This is a genomic window from Leptospira gomenensis (assembly GCF_004770155.1).
GTDB classification, from domain to species: Bacteria; Spirochaetota; Leptospiria; order Leptospirales; family Leptospiraceae; genus Leptospira; species Leptospira gomenensis.
This window is the reverse complement of sequence record NZ_RQFA01000066.1, coordinates 266,657-287,691: the sequence shown is the minus strand read 5'-3', so window position 1 is coordinate 287,691 and position 21,035 is coordinate 266,657. Positions and strand designations below refer to the sequence as shown.

Sequence of the window (21,035 nt, the reverse complement as noted above, 5' to 3'; positions counted from 1 at the left end):
AAACGCGCACAGGTCCCGCGGTCGCGCTGCTGTTCCCACGCTTACGCGCAGTTCGTATAAACGCCCGGACCCCCGCACACCCACCGCACTTCGCTCGCTTCCACGAAGTTCGTATAAACGCGCGCAGTTCCCCCGCACACGCGCACAGCTCCCCGCACAACGACGATCTCTGGATTTCTGCCGAAACGGTTTTGTTCGTAGTATTTGCGGCCTTGTGGAATCGCCCGAAATGTCTTGAATTCCTGAAAACGGAGCGAAAACTGACCAATCGACGGCCGGAGACGCCGTTCTTTAGGATGTGTTCCGATTTCCATCGAATCAATCATATATGTCCGGAAACGATAAAAAGATCATAGAACAAAATTCTCACGGAGAATTCGAACTCACTCCCTACGGAGAGTTCCTCAGCTATTTTCATACGCACATTCAGCTTTTCAACGGATTGATTTCGGGAAAAAAAATCCCGCCGACGGAACAGGAAGTTCTCAAACAAAGGATCCGCTCGTATATCGTAGGGAATATTCAGAAGACGGAACAGTTCTTCGATCATCTTCCCAAGTTTGCGGAATATCTGGGAATTTCCCAAGCCGAACTTTCCGCGTTCATGACGAAAAATTTCATGAACGCGCACGCAGGGATCAAAAACAAACTCATCGAACAAGAAAAAGCCGGAGCGGGGAAACCGAAGAAAAAAAAATATTCCCGGATTTCGGAAGAGCTCGTGGAAATGATCGGGACCCTCGTTCCGCCTGGAAAACGTTTTGTGGGAATGGAAGGTTACGTAGTTCTTCGGGACGACGCAACGGGGAAGGACATAGAACCATCCCTTTCTTCGTTCGGAGATGCGGCTAAGGAAGCGGATTCGTCTTCGTCTGCCGCCAAAAAAGCCCCACCTCCCGTTCCGATCCGTAAGGGACCGGAGGCCTTGATCCTTACCGAGCTCGTGGAAAAATTCGGCTCCGAGTTTTCGGGAAAACCGATCGTCCTTCAAAAAGAAGAATTGGAAGACGACGAAGTCGCCGCAGCTGTGGTTTCATCGGGCGGAGAAGAATTGTTAACCGACATCGACGACCTTCAGTTCGGAGGTTTCGACGAATCGGCGTTCGCCGAAGAACCCGCGTCGGAACCGGAAGAACCTCCGGTGATCATTCCGTTTTCCAAATATATGGAAAGTATAAACCGTGTCCGCCAATTCCAAAAAGACGGACAGCCGGATGTTTATAAACGATGGCTCATGACCCTCCCTCCCGAACTAGGAGCGCTCGTTCAACTTCATTCCTATGTTCTGAAGGAATTCAAAAACGAACCCGTGGATTGGAATTCGATTCTATCTTCTCTTTCCTCCCGCGTCGGAATCAAGGAGACGAGATTGTGGAAGGTGCTCGATCTAACGAGAACCTTCGCAAAGTTACGCAACGCATTGGAACGCGCGTTCGTTTCCTCCAAAGCGGCGGGGCCGGGTATGGAAGAACTCGTCAAAAAAGCCTGGCCTCATATTCTCAAAATCTACGACGAATATCCGGATACGACTTCGTTGCGTCAAAAGTTGGAGCAGCTCTTTCTAAGAATTCCGGACGCGACGCAAAGAAAAAAACTTTCCGATCTTTTTCTTCCTTCCCTTCAGGTCCTCTGAGAATCGGACCAACTCCTCTTCGATCCGAAACTTCTTTCTTATCGTTCGTGGATCTCTGAATACGAATTGCTTAATCTTGAGGCAGTTTGCGTCTAAGCCCCGAGCGTCTACCGATTTCCGATTTCGAAATTCCGATTCTTGTGATACGCTTGGAAATGGAAGAGGGATACAGTATTTCAATCCTCTGTTTTAAAAGAATGTTTTCAATTTACGCAACTCTCGTTTTATTGGACATAGCTGGTGAATTTTGCTGAAATTTCAGCCAAGGGCGACCCGACGCATTTTTGTAAACCAGGGAAATTGGATGATGAGGGATCTCTGCAGATGAATGACGTAAAAGAACAACTACAACTTCAACGGTATCTGGAAGAAAACGGTCTTTATGAAAAGTCGTTCGAACATGATAACTGTGGAGTGGGATTTGTTGCTTCCTTTCAGGGAGAAAGCAGCCACAAAATCGTATCCATGGGTTTGAAGGCCGTCGCCTGTCTTACCCATAGGGGAGCTGTGGACGCGGATATGGTCACCGGAGACGGAGCCGGTATCATGATCCAAATTCCGAAAAAGTTGTTCGCAACCTACATCGAAGAGATGGGGCATCGTAGACCGGACGAGGATTCGATCGGTGTCGGAATGATCTTTCTTCCGAGAGAAGACATCGATAAACAGGACATGTGCCGCAGTCTCGTCGAGTCGGCGCTTATGGAATTCAACTTTAAACTTTACGCATGGAGATACGTTCCCGTAAATCCGGAAGTCCTCGGACCAAAGGCGAACCAATCCAGACCCCAGATCGAACAAGTTCTCATCGGCAAACCCGAAGGAATGTCGAGCGAAGACTTCGAAACGAAGTTATTTTTAATCCAGAAAAAATTGATGAGAGACGCGGATCGTCTTTCGCTCGCGGGAGATTTGTATATCTGTTCCCTTTCCTCGGAAAGGATCGTGTTCAAAGGACTCTTCAACGGAAACCAGGTTTCGCAGTTCTACGAAGATTTGAACTCGCAAGAGATGGTTTCTCCGTATTGTATCTTTCACCAGAGATATTCCACCAACACGTTTCCTTCTTGGGCTCTCGCACAGCCTTTCCGGATTCTCGCCCACAACGGAGAGATCAACACCATTGTCGGCAACAGAATCTGGATGCTCGCACGCGAAGAAGAACTCGAGTGCAAAAAATGGGGAGAATATCAAAAAGAAATCCATCCGATCATCCGTCCTCACATGAGCGACTCCGCGAGTCTTGACAACGCGATGGAAGCGATCGTTCGTTCCGGAAAGGACGTGTTGCAGGCAAAAGCGATGCTCGTTCCGAACGCTTGGTCCAAAAACCTTACGATGTCCGAAGAACTGAAAAGTTTTTACGAATATAATAATACTTTAATAGAACCTTGGGACGGACCGGCCGCTCTCGCGTTTGCGGAAGGGGACTGGATCGGAGGGGCGCTTGATAGAAACGGCCTTCGTCCTGCGCGTTACGCGGTCACCGAAGACGGTCTTTTGATCATGGGTTCCGAAGCCGGACTCGTTCAAGTGGACGAAGAGATCGTAACCAAAAAAGGACGTCTCGGTCCCGGAGAAATGATCGGGATCAACTTAAAAGAGAAAAAGCTCTACTACAACGAGGACATCAATTCCCTCTTCGAAAAGAAATACGACTACAGAGAATGGTCCAAAGAAAACGTCTCGTATCTCAACCAGGATCTCGACGCGTCGATGCAGGAAACGATCACCTACAAAGGTGACGATCTTAGAAGAAGACAGGTATTATTTGCCTATTCTCCGTTTAAACAAAAGTCGGTGATCAAACCGCAGGCGCATCAGGGAAAAGAAGCGATCAGCTCCATGGGAGACGATACTCCTCTGTCGATCCTGATGCTTTCTCGTATCGGTCTTTACACCTATTTCCGTCAGAGATTCGCTCAGGTAACCAATCCTCCGATCGACTATATCCGCGAGAAGGGCGTGACCTCTCTTTATACCCGTCTTGTCAAAAAGATGAACCTGTTCGGAGACGAAAAACCGCAGAACTGTCTGGTTCTTTCCCATCCGTATCTCACCAATTTGGATCTGAAACGGATCCGCGAGATGGACGGAAAGCCGTATAAAATTCTCACGTTAGACGCAACCTTTGAGGCGCACGTCGAAGCGGAAGCCAATCCAAATCGAAACTATCTTGAAAAGGCGCTCGACTCACTTCTCGAACAGGCGTTGCAAGCGGCTAAGTCGGGAACGAACATTCTCGTTCTTTCGGACAAAAAACTTTCGAAAGAACGCGCTCCGATTCCTATGGAACTCGCGGTCGCGGCGGTTCACAACCATTTGATCCGCAACAAAACCCGTTCCGCCGTTTCGATCCTCGTGGAAACCGGATCCGCATTCGAAATTCATAATGTGGCCGTGTTGCTCGGATACGGGGCTTCCGGCGTAAACAGTTATCTGATCTGGGACACGTTATTCGATCTTTGGGAAAAAGGGGAATTCGACGCGGAAGACGGAACCCGTCCTGCGTTCCACACGATCTGCGGAAACTACCGCTACGGAGTGGACGACGGACTTCTCAAGATCATGTCCAAGATGGGAATCTCCATTCTTTCCTCGTATGTGGGCGGTCAGGTGTTCGAGGCGATCGGACTTTCGAGAACTCTCGTGTCCAAGTATTTCCCCGGAACGTATTCACGGATTTCCGGAATCGGAATCGGCGGGATCGAACAGAACATTCTCCGAAATCACGAACAGGCATTCTACAAAGAACTCAATCCGGAAGACTTCATCTCCGAGAAGGACGATCAACCGCACCGTTGGTCTCCGAGGGTCGTTAAATTCTTAAGAAAGGCCGCGGTCGATAACGACTACGAAGCGTTCAAAGAAGCGACTAAGATTCTCAAGGAAAGCGATCCGATCAACATCCGCGACTTGTTCGATTTCGTAGCCAGAAAGCCGATCCCGATCGAGGAAGTGGAAACCGTCACCGAAATTCAAAAACGTTTTTTAACGCCTGGAATGTCTCACGGTGCGTTGTCCATCGAGGCGCATACGGATCTCGCGATCGCCATGAACCGGTTAGGTGCTAAGTCTTCTTCCGGGGAAGGCGGGGAAAATCCTTCCCGGTACGTAGTGAACGAAAACGGGGATCTCGCGAATTCTTCCATCAAGCAGATCGCTTCGGGAAGATTCGGTGTGACTTCGGAGTATCTGAATTCCGCGACCGAAATCGAAATCAAAATCGCACAGGGTGCAAAACCCGGAGAAGGCGGTCAGCTTCCCGGTAAGAAGAACAACGAGGAGATCGCGACCAACCGTCACACTCCGCAGGGGATCGATTTAATTTCTCCTCCTCCTCACCACGATATCTATTCGATCGAAGATTTATCGCAGCTCATCTACGATTTGAAGATGGCCAATCATAAGGCTCAAGTTTCCGTGAAACTCGTCTCCGAAGCGGGAGTGGGAACGATCGCGGCCGGTGTCGCAAAGGCGAACGCCGATGTGATTCTCATTTCCGGTCACGTGGGCGGAACCGGCGCGGCTCCGATCACTTCGATCAAGTATGCGGGTTCTCCCTGGGAGCTTGGTCTTTCCGAAACACATCAAGTTTTAGTAATGAACGGGCTGCGCGACCGAGTCGTATTAAGAACGGACGGAGGGATCGTATCCGGAAGGGACGTGATCATCGCGGCTTGTTTGGGTGCGGAAGAATACGGAGTGGGAACCGCGTCGCTCGTCGCTTTAGGTTGTATCATGGCGAGGAAATGCCACTTGAACAACTGTCCTACCGGAATCGCGACGCAGGACATCAAGTTCCGCGCGAAATACAAAGGATCTCCGGATCAACTCGTAAATCTTTTCACTTGTCTCGCTCTCGAAGTGAGAGAATATCTCGCGGAACTCGGATTCAGATCGATCGACGAAATCATCGGAAGGACCGATCTTCTCAAGCAGATCACTCGTTACGAAAGGGATCGTTTGGATTCTCTCGATCTCAATCCGATCTTGGTGCGTTTGCCTCTGTTCTACGATCCTGCAAAACAGAAAAAAGACAGATCGGTCCGCAAAGAACCGATCGGAGAAGTATTGGATGATCGTATCATCAAGGACGCGGAAAAAGCGTTGGAAGGAAAATCTTCCATGGCGCTTTCCTACTTGGTGCGCAACACGAACCGAACCGTCGGCGCGAAGATCTCGGGTCTCATCGCGAGAAAATACGGATCCAAGGGATTGCCCGGAAAACTGGAAATCATCCTGGAAGGAACCGCTGGACAATCCCTGGGAGCGTGGCTCGTCAAGGGAGTTCAGATCACCTTACACGGAGATGCGAACGACTACGTCGGGAAGGGACTCTGCGGCGGTGTGATTGTGATCAAAAAACATCGCAAGTCCAAACTCAAAGCGTATGAGAATACGATCATCGGTAACACTTGTCTTTACGGAGCGACCTCCGGAAAACTTTTCTGTTCGGGAAGAGCGGGAGAACGTTTCGGAGTCCGTAACTCGGGAGCGGAAGCGGTAGTCGGAGGCGCAGGAGATCACTTCCTCGAATACATGACCAGCGGAACCATCGTCTGCCTCGGAAGCGTAGGTAAGAATATGGGCGCGGGAATGACCGGCGGAGTCGCGTATTTCTATCAAAAGGGATGGGACATTCAACCTCTTCTCAATAAGGAATACGTAAAGACCGTGGATCTGGAAAACGGAGACTACGAGGTGATCAAGAATTTAATTGGCGAACACTCCAAGTTGACTGCTTCCGATCTTTCGGAGGGAATTCTAAAGGATTTCGAAGGGAACAAAAATTATTTCGTGAAGGTAGTTCCGAAATAAAAGACGGACTATAACGAACGGAATCTTCTCCCGGACGGTCCTAAAAAACGGCGGACGGGTCCAGGAGGAGATCCGCTTTCGATCAAGTTAGAAAGATAGAATCTTCTCATTGAAGAATTTTCTTAGAATCCCGTCGGACGGGCTTCTTTGCTGGAAAAAATACAATGTTAAGAATACACATCGCACTCGCATTTTTCGCAACCATACTCCTGTTTGCGGTAGCCAATCGTCAGCAGAAAAAAGAAATCAGCCCGGTGGATTTTAAGTTTCCGGAAACGGAAGAAGTCGCTCTCGATCCTGTGTCCGGGATAAAAATTCCCATAACGAAGTTTTCGTTCGAAGACTTGAAAAAAAAGGCCCGCAGCATGGCGCACGGACGTTATGTGAAACCTCAGTTCGTATCCACGAATTTCCTGAAAGGACTCAGTTGGGACCAATACAAGAACATACGGTTTAAACCGGAATCCTCTCTCTGGAAAAAGGAAGGAAATCCCTTCCAGATCCAGTTCTTTCATCCGGGACATTTGTATAATACCAACGTGACGTTGCACGAAGTCAGATCGGATCTTGCGAGACAAATTCCCTACGACGGAAGTTATTTCGATCTCAGTCATCTTAAGATTCAGGGGGAGATTCCGCCTAATCTGGGTTATTCGGGATTCAAAATTCACTATCCTCTGAATACTCAGGAACATACGGACGAATTCACCGTCTTTCAAGGCGCGAGTTATTATAGGATGGTTTCCAAAAAACAGGTCTACGGACTTTCTGCGCGCGGAATCGCGATCAACACGGGAATGTCGTATCCGGAGGATTTTCCAGGGTTTACGCATTTCTGGATCGTTCATCCGGACAAAACCGATTCCACGATTTTCGTATATGCTCTGTTAGACGGAAAAACCGCAACGGGTGCGTATGAATTTCAGATTTCACCCGGCAAGGTTTCGTCGGTTCACGTAAACGCGGAAGTCACTTTGAGAAACAAGGTGGATCGACTCGGGATCGCTCCTTTGACATCGATGTATTGGTATTCGGAGACGCGCGGAATTCCGGAAGGACAAGCGTATCCTGAATCTCACGACTCCGACGGACTGATGATCGAAAACGGAAAAGGAGAATGGATCTGGAGACCTCTCGATAATCCGAGACGCGTCACGATCAACGCATTCTTAGACGAAAATCCGAAGGCGTTCGGCTTGATCCAGAGGGACAGGAATTTTTCGAGTTATCAAGACAATTCCATGAAGTATCATCTCAGACCTTCCGCCTGGGTAGAACCCGAAGGAAACTGGGGAAAAGGAAGCGTTCAACTTTTGCAGATTCCAACGATCAAGGATTCTGACGATAACGTCGGAGCGTTTTGGGTTCCTTCCTCCGTTCCGGTGCCTTTACAACCATTCGAATTCAGTTATACAATACGCTGGTTAAACGAAGATCCTCTTCCGGAGGAACTTGCAAAAACCGTTTCCACGAGAGTCGCTCCGGTTCCGGGAGAATCCGATATGCGCGTTTTTTACGTGGATTTTTCCGGAGAAAAACTGAAAAACCTGGATCCGTTTACGTATCTTCAGGCGGCCATCGACACGGGAGAAAATGCTGAATTAGCGGATTATAATATTCAAAAAATCGAAGAGACCGGCGTGTGGAGATTGACGTTCCGAGTCGTGCAGAAAAACAGGAATAAACCCGCCGAGCTGCGGGCGGTCTTGAAAAAAAATCAGGAAGATCTTAGCGAAATCTGGACGTTTACTCTTGAATCCGCGATCTGAATCGGACGAGTTTGTCTCCCGTTATCGGGAGATTCTTTCCCGTCTTTACGCGAAGGCGGAATTGTACTGTGTCGCTTCCGGTATCAAAGATCCGATTTTGACTCATTCCGAACTATCCGAATTTATAAACCAACTGAGAATCCGCGCGGAACACGAATTTCCGCAAAGACAAAACGATAAAACTTCCTCTCGGAAAACGAAACTCGCCGTTTTTTCGGAAGACGAACGCAAGTTGGAAGAGGAATGGATGCGGCTTTTTCTTGAATCCGGAATTGGGAACGTAAAAAGAAACGAGGCTCCGGAACTTCCCATGATCGAACCGGCGAGAATGATACCGAATCCGGTCGATTTCGGGACGTTAGGAGAACTCGCCGAACCTAAGGAAAATTTGGAACCGGTGGCGATCGTTTTCTCGGTGTTATTCTGGACCGCCGTCTATTCCTTTCTGTTGTACGGGCTTTTGCGATGAGAGCGAATACTACGGGCGGATATCTCGTGGATTCGAAAACTCTGACTTATAGGCGTTTGAGTTTTGGAGGTCTCGTTTTTTTCTTCGTAATCATAGGCGTCTTTTTGGAAGTGCAATTCCTTTCGTTTCAGTCTATTAGCCCATTTGAATGGGCTACTTTGATCCTATTTTGCGCGCTTTTCCCGGTCATCTGTTTCGGCGCGGCGACATCCATTTTCGGATTCATCCAAAAGTTGAGGGGAGGGGACCCGCTTCGGATATCAAAAATATTAGAAAATAATGATATTCTAAAAAACATTCCGCCGGTTGCGGTCGTGATGCCAGTTCATTGCGAGGACGTAGCTCGTATTTTCGCAGGAGCGGAATGTATGCTTCGGGGGATCGCGGACAACGGTCTGGAGAAAAAGACCGATTTTTTCATCCTTTCCGACACTTCCGATCCCAATCTCTGGGCGCTCGAAGAAAAGGCCTTTTCCGTATTAAGCGCCAAACCGGAAAATAAGGGTAGGGTCTATTACAGGAAACGTAGACTGAATCTGAATAAAAAATCGGGAAACATCGCGGACTTTTGTCGTCGTTGGGGTAAAAGATATAAATACATGATCATTCTGGACGCGGACAGCGTTATGACCGGTGAATGTATGAAAAATCTAATATGCCTGATGGAAAAAATTCCCGACGCCGGAATCATTCAGACTGTCCCCGAAGTGATCGAAACGAAGTCCTTGTTTCAAAAACTTTCCGCGTTCGGAGCTTGGGCGGGAGGCGGGGTTTTCGGCGCTGGCTCATTTTTTTGGCAATTAATGTCCGGACCTTTTTGGGGACACAATGCGATCGTCCGCCTCCAACCGTTTATGAAATACTGCGGCTTACCCGGTCTTCCGGGAGAAAGTGCGATCGGCGGAAAAATTCTGAGTCACGATACGATCGAAGCGGCCTTGTTCCGCAAGGCGGGTTACAGCGTTTGGTTCGCCGCCGATCTGAAGGGTTCCTACGAGGAAGCACCGCCTAACGTGCTTGAGGCGCTCAAACGGGACAATCGATGGTGCCAGGGAAATCTTCAACACTTCTGGTTTTTATTCGGAGGGGGACTACGTTTTTCAAGCAGACTTCAGATTCTCTTGGGAATTTTCTCCTATTTCAGTTCTCCTCTTTGGGCTTTACTTTTGATCTCCTCTTCCTTGACCACGATCGAAGACGTGGATTTTTTCAGACTCGCCTTGTTGCCCGAGGACTGGGCCGCCTTTCGGGACGATCTATATCTTCCGATCGCATACACGTTGCAAGGTTATACGTTGTTCGTGCTTTTTCTTCCGAGGATCGTTTCCTTTTTGGAGGTAAGCCTTTTTCGAAGAAGGGAATGGGGCGGGAGTTTTTTTTCTTGGACAGTTTCCTTCTTTTTGGAATTCCTTCATTCCGTTTTTATGGCACCGGTTTATATGGTTCAATACAGCCGGTTCATACTTCTTACATTCTTAAATCGTAAAATAGAATGGGGCCCGCAGAATCGAGACGCGGACTCCGGTGCCGATTTTCGCGCTCTTGCCTATACGCTGTTACCCGCGTGTTTTTACGGACTCGGTCTCGGAATTTGGATGTTCGTATCCTATCCGGTTCTTTTTTTCTGGTTTCTCCCATTACTCGCGGGTTGGATTTTTTCGTATCCTATCTCGCTATGGACTTCGAAATCCACCAAATGGAAAACCGATTTCGGACTTCTGCGTAATCCTGCCGAATCGCGGGAAGCGAATCTTTTGGAACGTCTGAATCGGTTTCGCGAAGATTATTCGGAAGCGGTCGGAGATGCGACCCAGAATCGGGGAATTTTTTTGACGATAGCCGATCCGGTTCTTAATGAGTTTCATCGTTCCCGTTTGAGAAAACGAAATCGGGAAACACCTGGTAGAAAAAAATATCTGCGGGAACTCAGAGATTTGTTTCGGGAAAAAGGACCTTCCGCTTTGAGTGCGAAACAGTTATTTAGAATATTATGGGATTATGATTCTGTCGAGGAGCTTCACGTTTGGCTTTGGACGAACGATTTGAAAAACTGTTCGTATTGGTGGAGGAATTCCTTTCTCGCGTATCAACGGGAGATTTTATTGAGTAAGGTCGTTTTGCCGTATGAATTCTCCGAACTTAAAAACCACGATGTGCGACCTTCGTCCTAAGTCGGTTCGATCATTGGATCAGTCTTAAAAAAACGCCGACCGCGTGTTTGACGTCTTCTCTTCCATCCCGTTTGAATAGGGGAGAAGGTTTTCCTTTCCAGGACCGAACGCGTCCGATCGCGGGTTCGAATCGGAACGCGAACAATTCCTCGTTGGAAAGATATGCGGACGGAATCTCTTCCTCAAGCGCTTTGATCAGATACGGTACTTCCGGAAAATTTCCGCGATCCGTATACAAAACCGGAGTTTCCGCGTAAACCGCTTCGCTTAATATTCCGTAACCGGGTTTTGTGATTACGTAGTCGCAAGCCGCGACCAAGTCGGGGTAGTGAATTCCGGAAAAGGTGCATACGCTGGAGCGTAGGCGTTCCGGAATTTCGTCGAGATTTATATTAGTACCCGATAATACGATTCGATACCGTTGTGGATCCAGGGAATTCCAATGGAACGGTGCTTCTTTGAGCCCGTAGGCTCCGAAGGAAAACAGAAGATTGATCCTGTCGTCGGACAATTCGAATCGTTTTTGAGCACTTCGTTTGTCGAGGGTGGGCCTTCTTCCTACGAGGCCTATTTTTTTCCGCTCGGGAAGTGAATCCGCGGGGCAATCGAACGGTAAAAGTAATCCGAACGTGGCTTGATAATACTCGGCGTAAAAAATTTCGGCCGCGCGCGCGAAAACGGGAGATACGTCCGAATAACCCGCGTATATGAAATCCCAGGTGAAATTTCCGACGAACAAGGAAGGAACCTTGATCTTGTCGGCCACTGTGAACGGAAGGGATGCCGCGTCAGAGATCACCAGCTCGGTTTCGAAGTCGAGACAGGCTTCTATTTCCGAAATTTGAATATACGATTTTTGAATATTAAATTCCTCTAATGCGAATTCCGTGGATCGTACGTCTATCGAAAGGGAATCCTTTTGGATCATTCCCACGTCCACGCTTTTGTCGCGTACTTTCAGACGTTCGGTCAGGGAAGTATCCTCCGGGTTAAACGAAAGTGTGCGTAGGAATTCTCCGCGCGTCGTGACGAGTTCGATTTCCAGATCGGGATAACCGCGTAGCAGATGAAATACGATTTCCGCGGAACGGCTGATATGTCCGAATCCGTGTCCGCTTACGTAATACGTGATTCTCATTTTACGATTCCCTGCCTTACCGTTTCATACATTACGATTCCGGCGGACATCGCCAAATTGAGAGAGTCGGCTTCCCCGTACATGGGGAGTGAAACGTATTCATCCGAGGAACTCCTCGCGTAGTCCGAGAGTCCGTATTGTTCGCTTCCGAAAACGAGCGCGATTTTTCCGCGAAGGTCGGTTTCGAAATATCTTTTTTTCGCCTCCGGTGTTACGGCTAACGTTTTGTAGCCGTTTTCCTTGAGAACGGAGTAAACCTCCTCGGTTTCTCCCAGATAAACGTTTAACGTAAACAACGCACCGGTGGAGGCCCGAATCACGTTCGGATTAAAAAGATCCAGTCTCGGGTCGGTTACCAATACCGTATGGAATCCTGCCCCTTCCGCGGTTCTTAGGATGGTTCCTAGGTTACCCGGTTTTTCCACTCCTTCGATCACCAAAATCGGTTTAGAATTTTTGAATGTGTTTTCCGATTCCTTACGGAACGCGTCCAACCCGACCGGATAAATGCGAGCGGTGGCGACGAGTCCGTCCGGTCGATCTCTATAGGAAATTTTTTCGAAGATCTTTTTGGGAACCTTGATCGATCTGACTCCGATTTCGGAGATCAGGGAATATTCGTTTTCTCCCAAAAAACATTCCGGGGAAAACAATACGTTTTGGAATTCTATTTTCCCCGATTTTCGTGCACGATGGATTTCGCGGTAACCTTCGATAAAAAACAATCCCGAACTTTCCCGGTGTTTTTTCTCCTTTAAGTGGGAAATCTGTTTCAGTTTTTCGTTGGAAAAACTCGTGATCTCCAATACGTGCGGTTCGGCGTCCTTCTTCAAAGCGATAGTCTCTCCGAGACATAGATACAATTGGATCCGGCGGGGTAAAGTCTTCCGCTTTGTTCGGGGATGGAAAGTTCTCCCAAATGAAAACGTCCCTTGTTGCGGATCCTTCCTTCCAAGATCCGTTGCAGCGCCAACGGGCTGAATCCAGTGGAATGACAGGTCAATACTATGAAGTCCGGTTTGCCGCCGCATAATTCCATCAGCAGATCCATGAGTTCAGGCAGATCTTTTTCGATCTTAAAAACTTCTCCGCTCGCTCCCCGTCCGAACGTCGGCGGATCGAGAATGAACCCGCGGTAATCCTTTCCTCGTTTGATTTCCCGTCTCAGGAATTTCAGGACGTCCTCCACCATCCACCTCACCTTTTTGTCGGCGAGTCCGGACGCGGAGGCGTTGTCCCTGGCCCAATCCACCATTCCTTTGGAGGAATCCAGATGACAAGCGGAGGCTCCCCCGTCTAACACCGCCAAGGTGGATATTCCTGAATACGCGAAAAGGTTCAGCACTTCCTCCTCTTTTTTGAGTTGGGCGCTCAACGTCTGTATTTTTTTCCAGTTTTCTAGCTGTTCCGCGAATATTCCCAAATGTCCGAACGGCGTAAATTTTATTTTTATAGAATATTCTAAAATTTGAATATAGAATTCCTCGTCCACCTTTTTGTTCCATTTCCAGGAACCTCCGCCTTTGTCCGAACGAACGTATTCTCCGTGGAAGTTTTTCCATAAAGCGGGTTTCGTTTCGGGCCATGCGGACACGGGGGAAGGGCGAATGATCGTATAAGGTCCGATCTGTTCCAGTTTTCTAAAGTTTCCGGAGTCGATCAGGGAATAAGTTCCTTCCGACGATTCAGCTTCTTTCGCAATTTTCATAGATATGCACCTTAAAATAATTCCCTTCCGGAAAGTTTTTTCGAACCGGATGATCTTCTTCCGGTAGTAATTTGCGGAACGTTTCGCAGTTCCATCCCCGATTTTTCAGGATCGTTCCCGCTAAGGTCTCCAATTCTTCCGAACGGATTCTTCCCGAACAGGAACAAAGTACGATGGTTCCTCCGTTACGAAGTGAATCGAGACAACTTCCGAAAAGATGCGCGTACGACTTGAGCGCGTTCCTCTTGGACTTTGCGTCCGGGGTAAGATTGGGGGGATCGATTACGATCAGTCCGAATTTTTTTTCGGATAAAATCCCGCCTAACTCCTGAAAGACGTTTCTTTGTTCGAATCGATGTATACACGTACTTCCGTCCTTTTTGAGACTGAGGGCGCGCTGAAACGAATCGAGCGCCTCTTTGGAAGCGTCCACGGACATCACCGACTTCGCACCAGCTCGATCCATACAGATGGAAGTCAGCCCGGTATGCGAAAACAGATGCAGACAATCCTTTCCCGCACTCAATTTTTTATTTTCGAGGAGGAATCTTCTTAAATTTCTGAGGTCCAGAAAAATTCCTCCCTTTTGTCCGGGAAGTTCCACGGGAAAACGCAGGTCGTACAAACGGATCGTTTCCCTGATTTTCGCAGCGTCCTTTACGTTCGTCGATTCTCTTTCGCGTTTGGAGGAGTTTTCGTGCGGCTTCGTTTTCGAGTCCGTTTTTTTTCGGAAAGCGGAATCGATCCTTCCTCTCCAATAACGGAATTCGATCCGTTTTGCCCCGGGTCGATCTTCGATTCGGTTTTGCGCGTCGATTCGGTCCGAGTCGTTGTTTATACGCGTCGTCGGATTCGTAAGGATCGCCTTGTCCATACGATCCTCTCCCGTTTTTTCGGGCGGATCGAATAGGATCCGTATCGGTTGCGGTTCTTTTAATTTAGGATTTTTGCATATTTCGTATAAGTTCCGGACGATCCATCTTCCGTATGCCATCAGTGAGGAGGAATATATCCGCACGACCCAGGTGGTTCCGATTCGGTCGATCGTTATTCCCGGAAAAAAATCGTTTTCTCCGTGAACGAGCCGATACGCGTTCGTGGTTTCGCGGAGGGAATTTCTCCGACCTAAGGCTAAGACCAGATTCTCCCGGATTTTTTGCGCGGAGAATTCCGGTAAAAATTGAATCACTCGAATTCGAATCAATCCCGTCTCGGAATAAATGCCGGTCGCTACGGGTTTGTTGTCCGTGGAATATAAGGTCAACCATTGTCCGTTGACGAAGGGTCGTACCGCGGAAGAAAGATTTCCGGAGTAGATCCAGGGATGTTTGCGTTGGACGGATTGTTCTCCCTTCCGGTTCAGCTGGTAACGCCGAAACCGGAAGTGGGAAGGGAAGGCGGAGTTCAGGCTTTTTTCTTGGCCTCTTTGTAGGAAAGTTCGGTCGCTCCGGTATAAATCTGTCTCGGACGTCCGATCTTCATATCGGGAGATTCGATCATTTCCTTCCATTGCGCGATCCAACCGGGAAGTCGTCCCATCGCAAACATCACGGTGAACATGTTCACAGGAATTCCGAGAGCGCGATAGATGATTCCGGAATAGAAGTCCACGTTCGGATACAGTTTTCTTTCCACGAAGTACGGATCGTGAAGTGCGGCTTCCTCGAGTTCTTTAGCGATATCTAATAAAGGATCCTGTACTCCGAGTCGTTTTAACACGCTGTCGCAGGCCTTTTTTATGATCTTCGCCCGAGGATCGAAATTCTTATACACCCTGTGCCCGAATCCGGAAAGACGGAAGGAATCGTTTTTGTCCTTGGCTTTTTCCACGATCTTTTTGACGGGAAGTCCGCTGGCTTGGATTTCCTGCAACATTTCCAATACTTCCTGATTGGCCCCGCCGTGTCTCGGTCCCCAGAGAGCGCAGATTCCCGCGGAGATCGCTCCGTAGAGATTGGCGAGAGAGGATCCCACCAAACGCACCGTAGACGTGGAACAGTTTTGTTCGTGATCCGCGTGCAATATCAATAATAAATTGAGTGCCTTTACGATTTCGGGGTCGATCTTGTATTCTTCGCTCGGAACCGAGAACATCATGTTCATAAAATTTCCGCAATAATCCAAAGTGTTCAACGGATGGATCGTAGGTTGTCCGATGGATTTTTTATACGCAAACGCAGCGATGGTCGGAAACTTCGCGAGAAGACGGATCATCGAGATATGTCTGTGTTCCGCGTTTTCCGGATCATAGGAATCCTGATAGTACGTGGAAAGGGATCCGATCATCGAAGACATGATCGCCATCGGATGTCCGTCCTTGGGGAATCCGTTGTAAAGACGTTTGAGATCCTCGTGGATCAGAGTGTGCATCGTAAGTTCTTCGTTCCAGTTTTTGAGTTCCGCGTCGGAAGGTAGTTTCCCGTAGATGAGCAGATACGCAACTTCGGTAAAGGTGGAATGTTCCGCGAGTTGTTCGATGGGAATTCCGCGGTAGCGTAGGATTCCGAGTTCACCGTCGAGAAAGGTGACCGCGCTCGTGCAGGCTCCGGTATTGAGATATCCGTTGTCGAGAGTGACGTATCCGGTTTGTTGACGAAGTTTAGAGATATCGACCGCTTTTTCGTTTTCGCTGCCCACTACGATCGGAAGTTCGTATTCCTTTCCGTCGATCTTTAGAATTGCCACCTCAGCCATATTCCTCTCCTGGAGTTTTGTAAGTCTTCGTTTTTTCCGGAAAGGGTGAGTTCCCTCCGGTTCCTAAAAAATTGCGTTTCGTCGGTTTCAGATTCCTATCCTATTCCTTCCGTCAGATAGACAATCTAAAAAATCTAAATTTAAAGATTCTTATATCGTCTTAGGTTCTGATAATTGTAATAGTTGGACGTGACGATCCTACAATAGTCCCTCGGTTCCTTGATCGGCAATTCTTCTAGGAAGTGGTTGAAGTCTCCGTTGTAGTGATTGCGTTTCCATTTCCTCAGATTTCCCGGTCCACCGTTGTAGGCGATCGAAGCCCATTGCAGATTCCCGTTGGCCGAAACTAGATACCGCAAAAACCTCGCTCCCATTTCGATCGAAACCTCCGGATCGAAAAGAGAATAAGAATCCAAGTTCATTCTTTTCGCAAGTTCCTTTCCCGTCGGTCCCATGATCTGCATCAGTCCTCTGGCGTTCGATACGGAAACTGCGTTTTCCTTAAAGAAGGATTCCTGTCGCATAACGGCGTACACGATGTCCTCTTCGATTCCCAAATTTTTGGAAACGGAGGATACGATTCCACGGTGCGGCCTGGGATAAATTCTCGCCGCGAGTTTTGCCGGCAGAAGGATCACGTCGTCGGAAAGTTTTTCCTTTTTCATCAGGGATCTCGTATGAAACACGGTGAGATACGGTGTGCCGGTTTGTTCTCCGAGCGCCGCGAGGATTTCCTCCTTTTCGGTTTCTCCGATTCCCTGTTGTTGTTTGTATTTTTGTACGAGCAAAAGTGCGTAGGCCATCTCTCCGACTTCCAGGTATTCTTTTGCGGATTGTAGAATCCGATTTCCCCTGATTTTGGAATGAGCCGAGTCGATCCGCACGTTCAACTGATACGCGGCCGGCTGCACCGCAAAGTCCAAGTCCTTTCCCAATATCTTTCCGGAAAGATCGGGGATCCCGGCCGTTAGGGACAGATATTCGAAAAGTTGATCGCGGTTTCGTGTCGGATTGGAGGGAAGGGGAACAGCGGAAATTTCCTCCTGGAATTCCTCGCGGACGACCCTCGTATAATACGAACCGGGTATGTGTTTGTAATAGGTCTTCAGCCAAACGTTGAGTTCGTCGGTTCTTCCGTTCTTTTTTAAGAAACGAAGATACCAATAGAGCAACCTTCCCTTAACCGGAAGGTCGGGGATTTTGTGTAACGCGTCCTTCCAATACGCGTCGCCTAGGAAGTTTTCGTGGTTGCCGGTGAGAAGATCGATCAATTCGTCCTGTCGAATCAGATTGGTAGGACTTTTTTCCAAAGAGTCTATTAGATTTCTGAAATATAGATCCTTATTTCCGTATTTCTTATATACCCTCGCATACGCGTAGAGAATCTCGTCGGTTTTTTCGGGATTGGAATCGTTTAAAAGTTCGAGTCCTTTCGACGCGAGATTTTGGTTGGTCAATTCCCGGGACATGGCCGCGGTAAAGTCCGGATTGGATCGCGCGAGATTTACGTTTTTTCTAAAAAATCCGGGAAGCGATTCCGGTTCGTGTGCGGCGATGGCCCTTGCAGTTTGACGAAAGGCCTCTCCTTTGGAAAATCCAACTCGCTCCAGATCCTTGTAGGAAAGCAGATGTTTTTTTTCGGAAACGTTTAAGTGGGAAAGGAATAAGGCGGCCCGTTCTGGCGTAAGAGAAAGATAAAAGTTATTACCCTTCCAAACCTGAAGATCCTCGAGGATGAATTTTTTTATGGAGGAAACCACACCCGGATCTTCGAGCAGGGAATAAAAGATCGATTCCGCTTTTTCAGTGTTTCCTGATTTGTAGAGCGATTTCGCATAACGGTACGAGATCATCGGAGAGAATATTTCGGTCTGTTCCTTTTCGGAAAAACTTTTCGCGAAGTCCAGACATTCCTGGAGCATTCCCGCTTCGTATTGTATCCTGAGAATTTCCGAGATCGCGTTCTGAGAGATCGGGTCCGGTTCCCTCGGAAATTTTTTGAGAAGTCCTACGAGTTCCTCTCTTCCGAGAAGTTTTCTGTGTTGGGTTTCCTCGTACAACTTCCAAAGAGCAAGACGTGTGATCGTCGAGGTCGAAGGCAGGGGGGCTTGGATGATCTCCAGCAGATCCTGTCTTCCGGGAGAAACGCTCATTCTCCCTTTGAGGAGCGAAACCAAATAGGAGAATTTTTTCTCCCTGTTTCCGTCGGGATGTTCCTCGTGATAACGGACGAGGGAGTAGACTTCGTTTTCGGTTCCGGGGGGGCGTTCCCGAAAAATCCTGTGTATTTTTTGAAGACTGTAGGATTTGATCAGATATTTGAGATCATCGTTTGCACAAAGGCTGCCGAAAATGAAGAAGAGTAGGCTGAACAGGGCGAATTTTTTCATTCGTATTCTTAGTTACCTTTTCGGCTTTAGGAACCAATCGCAAGAAGGAAATTCCGATGCAAACCCTGGAAAAAGACGTCACAACCGAAGAATGGCCGGAGATCACCCTCACTTCGTTCGCCGAACCTCTTCTTCCGAAACAAAAATCCCCCCGAGGACCGGGGCCTCGTAATCCGGAAATCCTCCGACTCAAATCCAAAATCCTGGAATATTTTTCCGGCGCCTTAAACCGGGTTCATTCCCCGTTTTTTAACGCGCGTGTGGATCTGTTCGGGGAATTCAAATTTCAGACGGACGCCACTTCTCCTTTCGAAGAGGAAGGACTTTCGGAGCGGGAAAAGAATTTATTGCAGATTTTTTTCGAGGAACTTTTCGACCGGGCTTTGGAGGATCATCAATCGGATCCCGAAGTCTTTCAGGTTTTGGAATCCTATCTTTTGCACGAACAGAAATTGGACGAATATCTGGCCTTGACCGGAGTTTTCGATCAGGATCTTCCGTTCATCGTGGAAGCGAAACGGTTTTTGGCCTTGTTCGGAAAAATAGAATATTCGGATTCTCTAATGAATGAGGGTGGTGCCCGTTTTCATAGATACGGCGCTCTTTGGAAACTAGGTAAGCTGGAACTGGAAGACAGGGAACGAATCTACGATCTCGTCGTTACGGGAGAAGAACCGGGACTTTTGGGGTTGGCCTGGGTTTTGTACAAACACGAAACTTCCGGACTCAGAACCGTTTTTCCGATCGAACGCAGAATTCTTTCCTCTTTGGATACGTTTACTTCCGAAGAAAGGGAATCCTTTTTTAAGGCCTATTCCTCGCGTCACGGTTATCTCGAAAACTACTTCGTATTGAAGCGGATTCGTCCCCGCGAGTACAGAAAGGCCTGGCTCGAAGGGGAGAAAAAAAAGAACGGAAGATCGGTCCTTTTGGGTTCGTTGCAGGAGAATATTCTCGCCGGACAGGACGATTCCCTGGATAAACGTTATGCGCTCTTGAAACAGAACCGTTTGGTTTATACGCTCGGTCCGTTCGAACTTCTCATCCTTTTGAATTCCACCGAATCCGCCAACGTGGAAAAGGAGATAGGCGGTCATCAGGAAAAACTGCCGGATTCGTATCTCACCAAACGCGCCCGGCTTACGCTCCGTTTTTTTAAGAAAGAGTATGAGGAATTTTTAAACTCCGTCAAAGATTGCGGACGTTTCCGTTTTTCGCCGGAAATGATCTATCTTCAGGGTTTGGCGATGATCGAGGTGGGGCGGACGGAGGAAGGTATCGGCCTTTTGGAAAGTCTGTTTTTGCGTTTTCCGGAATCGGACTATCTCCGTCTGGTGTTGGAACGTTATAAGAAGTCAGCCTAATACGACTTCAACTTCCCCTTGACAGACCGTTTCCGAAACGGGAAGATGAGCGGGTTTATACGCCAGGATCGTAGGAACGAAAATTATGGCCATCAGTCACGAACAGATTCTCGAATTGCAGAAATACCAGAAGATGATCCATCAACTGGAGAAGATCGCAAAAGCCTCCAAAAACGACGAACAACGGTATCGAGTTTCCCGGGACCTGGACAAATACAGAACGAAGATGAAGGACATTTCTCCGGAAGGAATTCCGGACAACCTCGACGTCGCAGCGGAACAGATCAAACGGTATAAGGAAAACCCGCACGAGTCGGGGCAGATTCTTGCGAAGTACCCCGTGATGAAAATTTCACCGAATTCGAACGACGCGGAAGTCAATCAGATAGGAACCTGGATCAACGTCATGGACCGGGAATATCTCCCCGTGTTGAACGAAACACACGTACGTTTCGATTTTTCGCATACGAACGAAAAAGACGGCGTGGTCAAATACATGGAAAACATACGGAGGAACATCAAGGTTCTTACGGAAACGATCGAGGAATTTCACGCCGCCGAAAAACAGGAATTCCGAGAACAGCTCAGCAGAATGAAAAACAAACAGACCCGGATTTTTATCGCGGAGGCCTACGAGATGTTCGTGAAATTCAACGAGTTTTTGAATAAGGTGATCCGCGAAGCCAAGGAAGTCGGTGGAGTGATCATGAATTTGGAGGACGCGATCCATTTTAATTCCAGGTTCGAACGCGCCACGGAGTTGGAAGGAAAATCCATCATGGACGCACTCAAGGAATTTCAGGAGTTTACCGCGGAGGCTCTCGAACGTATCAATGTTCCCAATATCCGGAATTAAAGTCCGGTTTCTGCGGCAATTT

At 48.2% G+C, this 21,035-nt stretch carries 13 protein-coding genes and 1 pseudogene; 7 read left to right on the top strand and 7 right to left on the bottom strand.

What is annotated here, in order from left to right; translation table 11 throughout:
• Positions 1-41: 41 nt before the first annotated feature.
• Positions 42-326: a hypothetical protein gene (locus EHQ17_RS15500; protein ID WP_135590477.1), complete on the bottom strand. Its 285-nt coding sequence runs from the start codon at positions 324-326 to the stop codon at positions 42-44.
• 2 nt (positions 327-328) lie between these two features.
• Here EHQ17_RS15500 and EHQ17_RS15495 point away from each other — a divergent pair, with 2 nt between their 5' ends.
• The 5 genes from EHQ17_RS15495 to mdoH all read left to right on the top strand — a co-directional run bounded on the left by EHQ17_RS15495 (position 329) and on the right by mdoH (position 10,863).
• Complete coding sequence (locus EHQ17_RS15495) at positions 329-1,633, top strand: hypothetical protein (RefSeq protein ID WP_135590478.1); 1,305 nt, start codon at positions 329-331, stop codon at positions 1,631-1,633.
• A gap of 324 nt (positions 1,634-1,957) precedes the next feature.
• Positions 1,958-6,454 carry a glutamate synthase large subunit gene (gltB, locus tag EHQ17_RS15490; RefSeq protein WP_135590479.1) on the top strand — a complete coding sequence of 1,499 codons (4,497 nt, stop codon included), beginning with the start codon at positions 1,958-1,960 and terminating at the stop codon, positions 6,452-6,454.
• A 164-nt stretch (positions 6,455-6,618) separates the two neighbouring features.
• A complete protein-coding gene (locus EHQ17_RS15485) occupies positions 6,619-8,223 on the top strand; it encodes an OpgD/OpgG family glucan biosynthesis protein (RefSeq protein WP_135590480.1) in 1,605 nt (534 codons plus the stop codon).
• Entirely contained in the window at positions 8,207-8,692 is a 486-nt protein-coding gene (locus EHQ17_RS15480) for a hypothetical protein (protein ID WP_135590481.1), read from the top strand. The genes EHQ17_RS15485 and EHQ17_RS15480 overlap by 17 nt, the downstream gene beginning before the upstream one ends.
• Positions 8,689-10,863 (top strand): glucans biosynthesis glucosyltransferase MdoH, encoded by a 2,175-nt coding sequence (gene mdoH, locus EHQ17_RS15475; protein WP_135590482.1) that lies wholly within the window; start codon positions 8,689-8,691, stop codon positions 10,861-10,863. The genes EHQ17_RS15480 and mdoH overlap by 4 nt, the downstream gene beginning before the upstream one ends.
• A gap of 10 nt (positions 10,864-10,873) precedes the next feature.
• Here the strand turns inward: mdoH and EHQ17_RS15470 are convergent, their stop codons facing one another.
• The 6 genes and pseudogenes from EHQ17_RS15470 to EHQ17_RS15445 form a co-directional block, all read right to left on the bottom strand.
• Positions 10,874-12,001 carry a glycosyltransferase family protein gene (locus EHQ17_RS15470; RefSeq protein WP_135590483.1) on the bottom strand — a complete coding sequence of 376 codons (1,128 nt, stop codon included), beginning with the start codon at positions 11,999-12,001 and terminating at the stop codon, positions 10,874-10,876.
• Positions 11,998-12,864, bottom strand: coding sequence for a TrmH family RNA methyltransferase (locus tag EHQ17_RS15465; protein ID WP_135590484.1), 867 nt, complete (start codon positions 12,862-12,864; stop codon positions 11,998-12,000). The genes EHQ17_RS15470 and EHQ17_RS15465 overlap by 4 nt, the downstream gene beginning before the upstream one ends.
• Positions 12,831-13,676, bottom strand: a pseudogene (locus tag EHQ17_RS15460) (class I SAM-dependent methyltransferase); the annotation flags it as partial. The gene EHQ17_RS15465 and the pseudogene EHQ17_RS15460, both read right to left, overlap by 34 nt.
• A gap of 10 nt (positions 13,677-13,686) precedes the next feature.
• Complete coding sequence (locus EHQ17_RS15455) at positions 13,687-15,072, bottom strand: class I SAM-dependent rRNA methyltransferase (RefSeq protein ID WP_210412864.1); 1,386 nt, start codon at positions 15,070-15,072, stop codon at positions 13,687-13,689.
• Between the two features lie 41 nt (positions 15,073-15,113).
• Positions 15,114-16,403: a citrate synthase gene (locus EHQ17_RS15450; RefSeq protein ID WP_135590487.1), complete on the bottom strand. Its 1,290-nt coding sequence runs from the start codon at positions 16,401-16,403 to the stop codon at positions 15,114-15,116.
• Positions 16,404-16,543: 140 nt separating this feature from the next.
• On the bottom strand, positions 16,544-18,793 hold the full coding sequence (locus tag EHQ17_RS15445; protein WP_135590488.1) for a lytic transglycosylase domain-containing protein: 2,250 nt from the start codon (positions 18,791-18,793) through the stop codon (positions 16,544-16,546).
• A gap of 56 nt (positions 18,794-18,849) precedes the next feature.
• Between EHQ17_RS15445 and EHQ17_RS15440 the strand changes: the two genes are divergently transcribed.
• The gene (locus EHQ17_RS15440; RefSeq protein WP_135590489.1) at positions 18,850-20,157 is read left to right on the top strand and encodes a hypothetical protein; all 1,308 of its coding nucleotides are present in this window, start codon (positions 18,850-18,852) and stop codon (positions 20,155-20,157) included.
• An 85-nt stretch (positions 20,158-20,242) separates the two neighbouring features.
• Positions 20,243-21,013 (top strand): hypothetical protein, encoded by a 771-nt coding sequence (locus tag EHQ17_RS15435; protein ID WP_135590490.1) that lies wholly within the window; start codon positions 20,243-20,245, stop codon positions 21,011-21,013.
• Positions 21,014-21,035 lie beyond the last annotated feature (22 nt).